The following is a 12020-nucleotide window of genomic DNA, read 5'->3' as shown; positions in this document are numbered from 1 at the left end:
CATCCCAGCGCCAGCTGGGATGACGGATCGGTTCTTCACCCACCATTCAGCCCCCGCGCCGCATTGCGCCCGTCCCCCGACTGGACGATACCACCCGCATGAAGCGTTTCCTCGCCGCCGCGACCGCCTCGATCCTGCTCCTGGCGCAACCCGCCGCCGCCCAGTCGATCCTGCGCGATGCCGAGACCGAGGCGATGTTCGCCGACATGTCGGCGCCGTTGTTCAAGGCCGCGGGCCTGTCCCCGCGCGATGCAAAGGTCGTCCTCATCAACGATGATTCGATCAACGCCTTCGTCGCCGGCGGCCAGATCGTCTACGTCCACTCGGGCCTGCTCCAGGCCGCCGACAACGCCAACCAGGTCCAGGGCGTGATCGCGCACGAGATCGGCCATATCGCCGATGGCCATGTCGTGCTCGCCGATGCCGGGATCAAACCCGCGCTCGGCATCACCATCCTCTCGATGGTGCTCGGCATCGCGGCAATGGCGGCGGGCAGCGGCGATGCCGGCGCCGGGATCATGGCCGCCGGCCAGCAGGCGGGGATGAGCAAGTATCTCGCCTTCAGCCGCACCCAGGAATCGAGCGCCGACGCCGCCGGCGCCCGCTTCCTCAACAGCGCCGGAATCAGCGGCAAGGGCATGCTCACCTTCTTCAAGAAGCTGCAGCAGGAGGAATATCGCTACGGCGTCGAGAACATCGATCCGTTCATGCAGACCCACCCGCTGTCGGGCGAGCGGATCGCGCATCTCTCCGCCGATCTCCAGGCCTCGCCCGCGTTCAACAAGGCGCCCGATGCCGCGCTCGAGGAGCGCTTCCGCCGGGTCAAGGCCAAGCTCGAAGGCTATGTCCAGCCCGCGGCGCGCACGCTCAAGGATTTCCCGGACACCGACAATTCGGTCTACGCCCATTATGCCCGCGCCTATGCCTATCACAAGGCCGGCTACCCGGACAAAGCCGACGCCGAGGCCGCCGCATTAATCAAGGCCAAGCCGGACGACCCCTATTTCCAGGAGATCCAGGGCCAGATCCTGCTCGAGGCCGGCAAGCCCGCCCAGGCGATTGCGCCGTTGCGCGCCGCCACCGAAGGGTCGAACAACAATTCGCTGATCGCCACCACCTTCGGCCACGCGTTGATCGCCACCGAAAACAAGGTCAATTACCCCGAGGCGGTGCGCGTGCTCAAGCTCGCGGTCGGGCGCGACGACGACAATCCGTTCGCTTGGTACCAGCTCGGCACCGCCTATGAGCTCACCGGCGACACCGCCCGCGCCGCGCTCGCCACCGCCGAACAGGCGAGCATGCGCGGCGACCTGCGCACCGCCGCGCAGAGCGCCGCCTACGCGCTTGGCAACATTCCGCAGAACACGCCGGACTGGATCCGCGCGCAGGACATCGCGATGGCCGCGCAGAACGACATGGACGACAATCCCAAGAAGTATAAGAAGCGCCGGTGATCCGAACCTCCTCGCGCTACACCCTGCCGCTGGTCGCGTTGCTGGGCGCCGTTATCGGCGCCGGCGCGATGCTCGGCGTCGATCGCCTCGCCTCGCCGCACGGGCCCGATCAGGCGCGGATCGAGCGCGTCGTCCATGATTACGTGCTCGCCCATCCCGAGATCATCCCCGAGGCGATGCAGCGGCTGCAGGACAGCGAGAGCGGCAAGACCGTCGCGGCCAATAGCGCCGCGATTACCACGCCGTTCGGCAGCGCTTGGGCCGGCAACGCCAAGGGCGATGTCACCGTGGTCGAATATTACGACTATAATTGCGGCTATTGCCGTGCCTCGCTGCCGATGATCGCGAGCCTGCTTCAGCGCGACCACAACATCCGCCTGGTCTATCGCGACCTGCCGATCCTCTCCGACGAGAGCCGCGTCGCCGCCCGCGCCAGCCTCGCCGCTGCCGCCCAGGGCAAGTTCCAGGCGTTCCACGACGCGCTCTACGCCGCCGGCCCGGTCAGCGACGCGACCATCGCCGCCGCGGCGACCGGCGCCGGCGTCGACCTCAAGGCCGCCGACGCCAAAAGCCTCGACGCCGAGATCGCCCGCAACCTCGACACCGCCGCCAAGCTCGGCATGAGCGGCACCCCCAGCTGGGTCATCGGCAACCGCGTCCTCTCCGGCGCGCTGCCGATCGAGGAACTGGAAAAAGCCATCGCCGCCGCCCGCGCGGGCTGAACGGCCTTTGCCGGGGCTACGGCACGATGGCGCAAGGATGATCCGAAAGGCGGCAACGGAACCGCCGCCTGCCTCACCTCACCAATCGTTATCCCGGCGTCAGTCCACAACACAAGCCTGCCCGCCAGTCCGCTCCAACCGATGATCACTGATCTCGGTTGGGGCGATAAAATGCTGGCAAGCATTCGCGCCGCGTTGCGAAGACAGATGGCGATAGTCGATTGCGCGGCGCTGCCTCCTTTTATCCTGCACGGATGGTAGATTGCGCATGTCTGTCGTTGGTAATTGTAACTGACTGTTCTCCGAACGGCAGCGAGGCATAGCTGCCGCCCGGCAAGGTTCGAGGCTGGGCGTAAGGATCCTCTGCGCCCCAATCGTCTTGGCTATTGTGGTGCCAATTTCAGCGCCGTACGTGTCCGCAGTGAAAAGGCGACGGAATAGGAAGTGGCATGGATCATTCGCGGAGAGACGCGCTCGCCTTTGGGATGCTCGCTGCCGGCGGCTTACCTGCGACTGCGTTGGCGGCTGCGAATGATGGAACGCCGCCCGGTTCGGTTCGGTGGCGTCCCGGTATCGACGGTCAGCGGCGTGCCGACTTGGGCGATGGCCGGTATCGCAACCCCGTTCTGTCAGGCGACCGGCCCGACCCCAATATCCTGAAGGACGGTGCCGACTATTGGGCGACCTTCTCCTCGTTCGAATATTATCCGGCGGTGGTCGTCTGGCACTCGCGCGATCTGGTGAACTGGACGCCGGTCGGCCCGGCATTGACGAAACCGCTCGGTTCCGTCTGGGCACTCGACATTGCCAAGCACGACAGCCGCTATTTCATATACATACCCGTATTCAACGCGAGCGACCCGGCCTTTCAGGCCGGCCCGATGATACCGTGCAAGATCTTTGTGGTTCACGCCGACAGTATGCGCGGACCATGGAGCGAGCCCGTCGATATGGGCATCAAGGGCTATATTGATCCCGGCCATGCAATTGGAGAGGACGGTAAGCGCTATCTGTTCCTTAACGGGGGAGCGCGCGTAAGGATCAGCGACGACGGGCTGCATGCCGACGGCCCGGTCGAGCAGGTCTACGCCGGATGGACCATCCCGGAGGATTGGATCGTCGAGGCGCCCGCGCTCGAAGGGCCGAAGGTGCTGCGCCACAATGGCTGGTTCTACCTTTTCTCGGGCGAGGGCGGGACTGCCGGCCCGCCAACCAGCCACATGGTCATCGTGGCACGCTCGCGGTCGATCGATGGCCCTTGGGAGAACTGCCCGCACAATCCCATTGTCCATACCAACAGCGCGTCCGATCCGTGGTGGTCGCGCGGGCATGGAACGCCCGTGGAGGGTCCCGCTGGCGACTGGTGGCTTGCCTATCACGGTTACGAGAACGGCATCCGCACGCTCGGCCGACAAATGCTGCTGGAGCCGTTCGTGTGGGATGTAGACGGCTGGCCGCGCATGACCGGGGGCGACCTTTCCCAGCCGCTGGCGAAGCCAAAGGGCGGCAGCGACACCGGCGCCGGTGTCAAGCTATCGGGTCCCTTCAGACCGAACAACCTTGGCTCCCGGCTGGCGTTCTTCCGGCCCCAAGCGGGATATCTCGATCGCGCTAGCTTCGCGAATGGAGCACTGACGCTGCGCGCGGAAGGGACTGGACCGGCGGACTCGTCGCCGCTCGCTTTTATTGCCGGTGACCGCTCCTACGAGGTGACAGTCGACATCTTGCTCGACGGCGACGTTCAGGCCGGCCTGCTGCTGTTCTACGATAACAAGTTGTTCGCCGGGCTCGGCGCCGAATCCGACAAACTCCATACCTACAAGGTCGGCCACGAGCAGGGTTATCCGCCGCCCGGCCCCGCCGAAGGGCGCACGTTGTCACTGCGGGTGGTCAATGACGAGAACGTCGCGTCCTTCTACGTTCGATCCGGCGCGAAGCGGTGGCGTAAGGTCGTGTCATACGACGTCGCCTGCTACAATCACAATATTGCGGACGGGTTCATGAGCCTCCGTCCGGCGCTGTTCGCCTCAGGCAGCGGCAAAGCCACATTTGGCTCTTTCGAGTATCGAGCCTAAAATCCTCCTCGATTGGCACGTGAGCGGAACGGTCGCTCCGACGAATAAGCCAACATCTGGTCGGGGCGCCGCCCGGGGTTGCCGGTTGCCAAGCGGAGCGTCCGACTATGGTGGGGAGCTGCCGTCAGCCGCCTAAACTGAACGCGGCGGCGATGAGCGGGCCAAGCAGTAAAACGAGGAAGATGATCCAACCTTCCCACGTCGCCGGAAAATATGGCTTTCCGCGCCCTTCCACAAACCAATCGCCGGGATGATTGAACCGCAAACGGCTATGTTTCCTCCGCTCCATAACCCGATTATAAACTGATCTCGATTGTCGGGAAGTGCGCGGTAACTGAATGCCTGCAACTGGTGGAGAGCCGACGTTAACGTTGATGCTCATTTGGTTTTCGGCGGGCTAGCTTCGCGCCGATTATTAAGCCCACCCATGACGCAAGGAAGAACGGCACCCACATCAGCGGAATACCTAAGGCAGTTTGGCCATCAGCTGGGTCCGTGGGCCGGACAGTCGCTAGCATCCCGACCGCTGTAAACGCCGTAGCCTGTAAAGCCGCGAGCGTGGCGTTCCTTCCGTCTCGGGTGAGTGCGCCAAGCATGATCCCTGTGACGAGCACAACGGCGATCATCCAGAGGAGGTAGTGTAGTTCGGTAGTCGCGTCGGCGGCGGTCATGTGGCATCACCTTTGCGTTAGTATTGCACGTCAGCAGCACGCTTGGAACGTCTGCGTTTGGGTCGCTTCCAGCCCGGCCAGTTTCGGGTCCGCTTCTGGCCCACGATTGTCGCTAACTGGTGGACAACGGAAAGTCCGCTTTCTGGCCAGCGTAGCTGGAAAGCGGGACATTGACGAATGCCGCGACGTGTTTGATCATTCGGAATGCTACGAGTGCTGCCTCAGGTCGTCCCGGCGATACTCATGATCTGCGCAAGCTTGCCAAACTGTTCGCGTCCTGACCGTAATGCCATTTCCGTGGCGGATACCGTAGATGTCCTGACCCTCGCGGCGAACGCTGCCGCGCGAGCCGCGGAGCTGCCGTCAGCGTATTGTGTGACTACGCAGCTGGACCCGCGCAAGACCGTTATAAACACGTCGAAAGAGGACACTGGGTGGTCGTCCATTTCACCAGAAATAGCGTATCATCGAGTGGTCAGTCCTATGCTCGGACAAATGCCGAAACAGGCTGTCGCCTCATTGCCAACCTCTGCTCGCCGCTCAAATTGTCGCCACCCGCTGACATTCCACGAGCCCGAGTTTTTTGGAGGTGAGGCGGCGGACTGGAACACGGATAATGGCAATCATTGCTATAGACGATTATTGCCCATCATGCGGTGGAGGCTACTCAATGAGCCTGACGAAGTCCGGCAGTGGCTGGAAAGTGGACGCACCAGGCATTGCTAAATCGTGGGTTATGTAGATCCGGCAAGTGTCTGCAATAGCCGATGTCTGCCGGGCAGCTATTTGCCCTCACAACGGACGGTCGGCCTTTGGGCGATCTGATCACGCCGCACCCATCTGAGCGCCCTGGTCTGGTGGAATGCAGCCTGACCGCCTTTTGGCGGTATTATTGGTTAGCTGCCGTTCCCACTCGTGGGTGTCAGCCGTGCCTTCGCATGGGCGATCAGCCACTCGACAAGAGGCAGCGGCAGATCGGCGCGATAGCTTGTGAACGTCATGCTATCGTCGCGGTCGCTGTAGAACACCTCGGCAAGGACCGCTTTCGCGTTATCCTCAACCTCCAGATACATGCCGTCCCTTTGAATGTCGCTGCCGACCGTGACCCCGTAGCTCTGTCCCAAAATCTCGATCATGTTCGCATCGTGCCTTGCTAGGGGAACGTCCGCAATCGGGCGTCTCCGCTGGTGGTTCAATGGCGGGGTCTGGGCGCTTTCAGCCTTGCCGCTTTCGGGTTCCGCTTTTCGGCCCACGAATGTCGCGACTTGGTGGGGAGCTGCCATCAGCCGCCTAAACTGAACGCGGCGGCGATGAGCGGGCCAAGTAGTAGACCAAGGGAAATGACCCACCCTTCCCATGTCGCTGGGAAATATATCTTTCCACTCCCTTCGACAAACCAGTTAACGGGATGAATGAGCCGCAATCGGCGATGATTCCTCGGCTCCATATTCAGACTATAGACCTATCTCGAATGTCGGGAAGTGGTGGTTTGCTGTCAGGCAGCTTTCAGTGCATTCATTCGGTTAGCAGTCATAGCGCGATCTAGTAGCCGCGGGCCAAGGGGGAAACATGACGAACCGTGAAAGCACCACGAGAGCATTTCTATGGCTGGCGGCGCTGGTCGGTGGCCCTCTAGTAGGTGCGAAGTTGTTCGACCTTATCGTCCTTGCAGGAGCGTGGAGCGCTCATCCGCCCCAATCCTTGGCGATGATGCCATACGGCAAGGCGTGGCCGATCGATACCGGAGTGTTTTTCATTCCGTTCTCGGCTGCAATGCTGGTCGCTGGGTTCGGGGCGCTCACCGCAGGATGGAAGACGCCTTGGCGCTACCGCTGGCTTCTGTGCATCCCTTCGGTCGGCATCTTGGTCCTGCTCGTGCTGACGGTCATCGCGTTCTGGCCGATGAACGCGGCGCTCTTCTATCACGGTGTAGGTTCGCCCAAGAACACGATCACCGACGCGCAGTCCGTTGCTATGACATCTCGATGGTTGCAGCTTGACTGGGTGCGTGTCGCAGGCGCGGCAGCCGCCTTCGTGGCGGCGCTTAGGGCTTTGACCCTGCCCTGGCCCGGTGAGGTCGCGACCAAAGATGCTCCAATTGTGCGGGCGCTCCTTGTCTTGGCACTTGCCGGTGTGGCTGCGTTCGTCGTCTGGTTTGTAGCCAATATCTAGTCTGCTTTCAGGCATCCCACGTCGATCGGCGGATATCTGTTTTTGGGCGTAAGCCGCCGCGCCTCCTGCCCCGCCATGCTCCGACCTGCCTTGTTGGCGCACCATCGACGCCGTACCACACCGCCGGACACGGAGCACCGACCGGCATGAGCGCAGATGAGCAGATGACGGCGGCGCTGAGCCGGCTCACGGCGAACGAGAAGGAATGCCTGCTCCGGCGCTTGCTGCCGCAGACCGCCAAGGAGATGGCGCTGGATCTCGGCATCTCCCCGCATGCGGTGGAGAAGCGGCTGAAGATGGCGCGCACCAAGCTCGGCGTGTCGTCGTCGCTCGCCGCGGCGCGGTTGCTCGCCGTGGCCGACCGGTACCAGCCGCTGGTACCCGAGCCGTCGGACCTGTCGCAAGCCTTCGTCGGGGCGGAAGGCGGAACGGCCGCGGCGCCGTTCTCGCAACGCCGGCCGCGCCTCTCCCTCTGCCAAGGATTGACGATGATCACACTGCTCTGCCTCGCCGCGCTGGTCGCGCAGGATGTTCCTGCCGCTGCCGGCACCGCCGCCGCCCCGACGATCGACCATCTTGGCGACATGGCGACGCGCAAGGTCGGCATGGATGAGGCCGCCGCCTTCATCAGGCCGGGCTTCCTTGACAAGGACAAGGATCGCTCCGGCTTTCTCGACGCGCGCGAACTGTCCGCCCTCGAACCGCGCAACCGCGACCGGGACCCCAGCCGCCCCACCGCCCCACCGCCCGGCGCGCCCGATCCGGCCGCCGCCGCCAAGTGGATGGGCAAGATGGACACCAACCGGGACAACAAGGTCAGCGAGCAGGAATATGTCAGCTACATGATGCCGTGGATCCTGTGGCAGGGCGTTCCCGCGGACTGGCACGCCGCGCCCTGACGCCCCGCGCCTGCGCGGGCGTCGGCGAGCGGCAAGGTGCTGAATTATCCCCAAAAGGGTTCCGTCATGGTTCGTTTACCGTGCGGCGCAACGGTGGACCATGACCTTCCTCACCCGCATCCTGCGCGCCGCCGACGTCGCCGATCCCCGCCATGCCGAACCCGGCCCCGCCGAGCCGTTCCGGATCGAGGTCGATCCCGTTGCCGGGCTGATCCGCGTCACCCGGCATCCGCTCGCGTCGGTGATCGATCTCGGCCAGCATTTCGCCCTGCTCGAGAGCGAGATCGCCGCGATCCGCCGCGACGGCCTGCCGCTGCGGATGATCGTCGACATCCGCGAAGCGACGGTCGATTCGCCCGCGGTCGCGTCGCAGATCGGCGAGCGCGTCCACGGCTTCGATCGCCCTGGCGACCGCATCGCGCTGATCGTCCGGCCGGGCCTGCTCCAACTCCAGGTCCGGCGTGAAACCCCTGCCCACCACCGCATGTTCGACACGGTCGCGGCGGCGGAGGCGTGGCTCGGCCTTGGCGGCTGAGCGCGCCGCCCCTTCCCTCCGCCGCCCCGGCTCCCTAACTGGCGGGGAGAGGGAGCTTCCATGACCGATCCGATCCTCCGCATCGCCGGGGTCGCCAAGACCTACGGCAGCGGCACCCATGCGCTGCATCCCGTCGACCTCGAGATCGCCCGCGGCGAGATCTTCGCGCTGCTCGGCCCCAACGGCGCCGGCAAGACCACGCTGATCAGCATCATCTGCGGCATCGTCACGCCCTCGGCCGGAACGATCACGGTCGACGGCCACGACACGCTGCGCGATTACAAGGCGGCGCGGCGGATGATCGGGCTGGTGCCACAGGAGCTCTCCGTCGACATGTTCGAGACGGTGCTCGCCACCGTCACCTTCTCGCGCCGGCTGTTCGGCCGCTCCGGGCACAGCGCCTATATCGAGCAGGTGCTGCGCGACCTGTCGCTATGGGACAAGCGCGACGCCCGCATCATGGAGCTGTCGGGCGGCATGAAGCGTCGGGTGCTGATCGCCAAGGCGCTGGCGCACGAGCCCGAGGTGCTGTTCCTCGACGAGCCCACCGCGGGCGTCGACGTCGCGTTGCGCCGCGACATGTGGAAGCTGGTCCACCGCCTGCGCGCGCGCGGCGTGACGATCATCCTCACCACCCATTATATCGAAGAAGCCGAGGAGATGGCCGACCGGATCGGCGTCATCAACAAGGGCCGCCTGCTGCTGGTCGAGGAAAAGGCCGCGTTGATGAAGAAACTCGGCAAGCGCGCGCTCGATCTCGCGCTGGTCGAGCCGCTCGAGGCGGTGCCGGCGGGGCTCGAGCAATGGCAGCTCAGCCTCGTAAACGATGGCAAGACCCTCCGCTATGTCTTTGATGCGACGGAGGAACATACCGGCATCCCGTCGCTGCTCCGAGCCCTTGCCGAGCGCCACATCGCGTTCAAGGACCTCGAGACCTCCAAGTCGAGCCTCGAGGACATCTTCGTCGATCTGGTCGGGGAGCGGGCCTGATGCCGATGATCATATGCGTGACGTTAGCGAAGTTAGGGCGGGGACGAGCGGCATGAACCTCCACGGCATCTGGGCGATCTATCGCTTCGAAATGGCCCGCGCGCTGCGCACCCTGTGGCAGAGCCTGGTCGCGCCGGTGCTCACCACCAGCCTCTATTTCATCGTCTTCGGCGGCGCGATCGGCAGCCGCATGCAGAGCGTCGGCGGGGTTGACTATGGCAGCTTCATCGTGCCCGGGCTGATCATGCTCTCGCTGCTGACGCAGAGCATCGGCAATGCCTCGATCGGCATCTACTTCCCGAAGTTCACCGGCACCATCTTCGAGCTGCTCTCGGCGCCGGTGTCGTCGATGGAGATGGTGCTCGGCTATGTCGGCGCCGCGGCGACCAAGTCGGTGGTGCTCGGCCTGATCATCCTGGCGACGGCGAGCCTGTTCGTGCCGCTCCGGATCGAGCACCCGCTGGCGATGATCGCCTTTCTGCTGCTCACCGCGATCGCGTTCAGCCTGTTCGGCTTCATCATCGGCGTCTGGGCCAAGAGCTTCGAGCAGCTCAACTTCGTCCCGATGCTGCTGATCACCCCGCTCACCTTCCTCGGCGGCAGCTTCTACTCGATCGACATGCTGCCCGGCGTGTGGCGCACGGTGAGCCTGTTCAACCCGGTGGTCTATCTGATCTCGGGTTTCCGCTGGAGCTTCTTCGGCCATGGCGATGTCGATGTCGCGATCAGCCTGGCGGTCACCGGCGGCTTCCTTGCCGCCTGCCTCGTTATCATCGCCTGGATCTTCAAAACCGGCTGGCGCCTGAAGAACTAGCGGCGGCGCCGCCAGCGCGCGCTCAGCGCCGGCCTCAGCACCAGCGAGTTGAGGTCGGTGAGCGCATGGACGACGATCGCCAGCCACAGGGCGCCGCTGCCGACGTAGAGCACGCTCATCAGCGCCCCGCCGACCAGCGTCGCCAGCACACCGACCCAGCCCTGGTAGCGATGCATCGCCGCAAAGCTGAGCGTGCCGGCCAGGCAGCCGATGATCGCGGAGCCGGTCGCCAGCACCACCAGCAGCGGCAGCAACAGCCGGAAGAACAGCTCCTCGACGATCCCGGCGGAGACCGCGAGCACCGCCGCCGGTAACAGGTCGCGGTCCGCGGTCGGCATAACGCTGCTGGCGTCGCCGGCGGTCCACGGCGCCTTGCCGCGCCGCGCCCGCCACCAGGTCAGCCCGATGCCGAGCACGCTGCCGGCCGCAAGACCGATCGCGACCAGCTCGAAGCCGATCGATCCGGGCGGCAGGCCGGCGATGTCGCCGAGCACGACGAACTCGGGCGGCAGCTGCGTCAGGGCGCCGGTCCGGTTCAGCAGCACCAGCCCGACGAGCGCGGGTACGCCATAGCCCAGCCACAGACCCACCGCCCAGCGCAAGTGCCGGGCCCGGATCGACAATCGTGGCGGTGCGAACAATCGGCCGCGGTAGAGCAAGGCCGCCAGATAGCCGGCGGCCAGCACCAGCAGCATCGCCGGCATCAATTGCGCCGGATTAGCCGAGGCGATGCTCGCCCTTCACCCAGCGCACCGTGCCGGACGAGGCGCGCATCACCACGCTCTCGGTTGTCATCTTGCCCTTGCGGCGCTTGACTCCGGCGAGCAGCGAGCCGTCGGTGACCCCGGTCGCTGCGAAGATGCAGTCGCCGATCGCGAGCTCCGAGAGGTCATACTGTTTGTCGAGGTCGGTCACGCCCCATTTCGCGGCCCGGGCGCGCTCGTCGTCGTTGCGGAACAGCAGCCGCCCCTTGAACTGGCCGCCGACGCAACGCAGCGCCGCGCAGGCGAGCACGCCTTCCGGCGCCCCGCCCGAGCCCATGTAGACGTCGATCGTCGTTTCGGGGTCGGAGGTCGCGATCACCCCGGCGACGTCGCCGTCGCCGATCAGCATCACCCCGCAGCCAATACTGCGCAGCTCGGCGACCAGCGCCTCGTGCCGCGGGCGATCGAGCACGCAGGCGATGATCTCGCTCGGCTTGACGCCCTTGGCCTCGGCGATGGCGGTGACATTCTCGGTTGGCGTGCGATCGAGATCGATGATGCCCTCGGGATAGCCCGGGCCGACCGCGATCTTGTCCATGTACACGTCCGGCGCGTTTAGCAGTCCGCCCTTCTCGGCGATCGCCAGCACGGCGAGGCTGTTGGGCCCGGCCTTGGCGGTAATGGTGGTGCCTTCGAGCGGATCGAGCGCAATATCGATCGCCGGGCCGTTGCCGGTGCCGACCTTCTCGCCGATGAACAGCATCGGCGCCTCGTCGCGCTCGCCCTCGCCGATCACCACCGTGCCGTCGATGTCGAGGCTGTTGAGCGCCTCGCGCATCGCCTCAACCGCCGCAGCGTCGGCCGCCTTCTCGTCGCCGCGCCCGACCAGCGTCGACGCGGCGATCGCCGCCGCCTCGGTGACGCGGACCATCTCGAGGACGAGGACGCGATCAAGCACCTGGCTGGCGGTGGTGGTCATGGAAA

Annotated in this window: 12 protein-coding genes; 8 read left to right on the top strand and 4 right to left on the bottom strand. The window is 64.9% G+C overall.

Annotated elements, in window-relative coordinates; translation table 11 throughout:
* Positions 1 to 98 precede the first annotated feature (98 nt).
* The 3 genes from AC07M8_RS14750 (at position 99) to AC07M8_RS14740 (ending at position 4251) form a co-directional block, all read left to right on the top strand.
* On the top strand, positions 99 to 1454 hold the full coding sequence (locus AC07M8_RS14750; protein WP_495175084.1) for a M48 family metalloprotease: 1356 nt from the start codon (positions 99 to 101) through the stop codon (positions 1452 to 1454).
* A 68-nt stretch (positions 1455 to 1522) separates the two neighbouring features.
* A complete protein-coding gene (locus tag AC07M8_RS14745) occupies positions 1523 to 2176 on the top strand; it encodes a DsbA family protein (RefSeq protein WP_495175152.1) in 654 nt (217 codons plus the stop codon).
* Positions 2177 to 2625: 449 nt separating this feature from the next.
* On the top strand, positions 2626 to 4251 hold the full coding sequence (locus AC07M8_RS14740; protein ID WP_495175083.1) for a family 43 glycosylhydrolase: 1626 nt from the start codon (positions 2626 to 2628) through the stop codon (positions 4249 to 4251).
* A gap of 365 nt (positions 4252 to 4616) precedes the next feature.
* On the opposite strand, the gene AC07M8_RS14735 is transcribed toward AC07M8_RS14740, so the two are convergent.
* Entirely contained in the window at positions 4617 to 4922 is a 306-nt protein-coding gene (locus AC07M8_RS14735) for a hypothetical protein (protein WP_495175082.1), read from the bottom strand.
* Positions 4923 to 5818: 896 nt separating this feature from the next.
* Positions 5819 to 6058 (bottom strand): hypothetical protein, encoded by a 240-nt coding sequence (locus AC07M8_RS14730; RefSeq protein WP_495175081.1) that lies wholly within the window; start codon positions 6056 to 6058, stop codon positions 5819 to 5821.
* A 433-nt stretch (positions 6059 to 6491) separates the two neighbouring features.
* Between AC07M8_RS14730 and AC07M8_RS14725 the strand changes: the two genes are divergently transcribed.
* From AC07M8_RS14725 to AC07M8_RS14705, 5 genes are all read left to right on the top strand, one after another.
* Positions 6492 to 7094, top strand: a complete 603-nt coding sequence (locus AC07M8_RS14725) for an anthrone oxygenase family protein (RefSeq protein WP_495175080.1) — start codon at positions 6492 to 6494, stop codon at positions 7092 to 7094.
* A gap of 146 nt (positions 7095 to 7240) precedes the next feature.
* Positions 7241 to 7993 (top strand): EF-hand domain-containing protein, encoded by a 753-nt coding sequence (locus AC07M8_RS14720; protein ID WP_495175079.1) that lies wholly within the window; start codon positions 7241 to 7243, stop codon positions 7991 to 7993.
* 100 nt (positions 7994 to 8093) lie between these two features.
* Positions 8094 to 8528, top strand: a complete 435-nt coding sequence (locus AC07M8_RS14715) for a hypothetical protein (protein WP_495175078.1) — start codon at positions 8094 to 8096, stop codon at positions 8526 to 8528.
* 60 nt (positions 8529 to 8588) lie between these two features.
* The gene (locus AC07M8_RS14710) at positions 8589 to 9518 is read left to right on the top strand and encodes an ABC transporter ATP-binding protein (RefSeq protein WP_495175077.1); all 930 of its coding nucleotides are present in this window, start codon (positions 8589 to 8591) and stop codon (positions 9516 to 9518) included.
* 52 nt (positions 9519 to 9570) lie between these two features.
* Positions 9571 to 10332: an ABC transporter permease gene (locus tag AC07M8_RS14705; RefSeq protein ID WP_495175076.1), complete on the top strand. Its 762-nt coding sequence runs from the start codon at positions 9571 to 9573 to the stop codon at positions 10330 to 10332.
* Here AC07M8_RS14705 and AC07M8_RS14700 read toward each other — a convergent pair.
* Both AC07M8_RS14700 and glpX read right to left on the bottom strand, forming a co-directional pair.
* Positions 10329 to 11027: a CPBP family intramembrane glutamic endopeptidase gene (locus AC07M8_RS14700; RefSeq protein WP_495175075.1), complete on the bottom strand. Its 699-nt coding sequence runs from the start codon at positions 11025 to 11027 to the stop codon at positions 10329 to 10331. The genes AC07M8_RS14705 and AC07M8_RS14700 overlap by 4 nt on opposite strands.
* A 22-nt stretch (positions 11028 to 11049) precedes the next feature.
* Entirely contained in the window at positions 11050 to 12015 is a 966-nt protein-coding gene (glpX, locus tag AC07M8_RS14695) for a class II fructose-bisphosphatase (RefSeq protein WP_495175074.1), read from the bottom strand.
* Between the last annotated feature and the right edge of the window lie 5 nt (positions 12016 to 12020).

This window comes from Sphingomonas sp. GW821-FHT09E03 (genome assembly GCF_059416225.1).
The sequence above is the reverse complement of the archived record's forward strand: the minus strand, read 5'-3'. Positions and strand labels throughout refer to the sequence as shown.

What these genes read in the sequence shown, in the direction of transcription:
- AC07M8_RS14750 (WP_495175084.1), top strand. Translation starts at nt 99, where the DNA reads ATGAAGCGTTTCCTCGCCGCCGCGACCGCCTCGATCCTGCTCCTGGCG.
- AC07M8_RS14745 (WP_495175152.1), top strand. Translation starts at nt 1,523, where the DNA reads ATGCTCGGCGTCGATCGCCTCGCCTCGCCGCACGGGCCCGATCAGGCG.
- AC07M8_RS14740 (WP_495175083.1), top strand. Translation starts at nt 2,626, where the DNA reads ATGGATCATTCGCGGAGAGACGCGCTCGCCTTTGGGATGCTCGCTGCC.
- AC07M8_RS14735 (WP_495175082.1), bottom strand. Translation starts at nt 4,922, where the DNA reads ATGACCGCCGCCGACGCGACTACCGAACTACACTACCTCCTCTGGATG.
- AC07M8_RS14730 (WP_495175081.1), bottom strand. Translation starts at nt 6,058, where the DNA reads ATGATCGAGATTTTGGGACAGAGCTACGGGGTCACGGTCGGCAGCGAC.
- AC07M8_RS14725 (WP_495175080.1), top strand. Translation starts at nt 6,492, where the DNA reads ATGACGAACCGTGAAAGCACCACGAGAGCATTTCTATGGCTGGCGGCG.
- AC07M8_RS14720 (WP_495175079.1), top strand. Translation starts at nt 7,241, where the DNA reads ATGAGCGCAGATGAGCAGATGACGGCGGCGCTGAGCCGGCTCACGGCG.
- AC07M8_RS14715 (WP_495175078.1), top strand. Translation starts at nt 8,094, where the DNA reads ATGACCTTCCTCACCCGCATCCTGCGCGCCGCCGACGTCGCCGATCCC.
- AC07M8_RS14710 (WP_495175077.1), top strand. Translation starts at nt 8,589, where the DNA reads ATGACCGATCCGATCCTCCGCATCGCCGGGGTCGCCAAGACCTACGGC.
- AC07M8_RS14705 (WP_495175076.1), top strand. Translation starts at nt 9,571, where the DNA reads ATGAACCTCCACGGCATCTGGGCGATCTATCGCTTCGAAATGGCCCGC.
- AC07M8_RS14700 (WP_495175075.1), bottom strand. Translation starts at nt 11,027, where the DNA reads ATGCTGCTGGTGCTGGCCGCCGGCTATCTGGCGGCCTTGCTCTACCGC.
- glpX (WP_495175074.1), bottom strand. Translation starts at nt 12,015, where the DNA reads ATGACCACCACCGCCAGCCAGGTGCTTGATCGCGTCCTCGTCCTCGAG.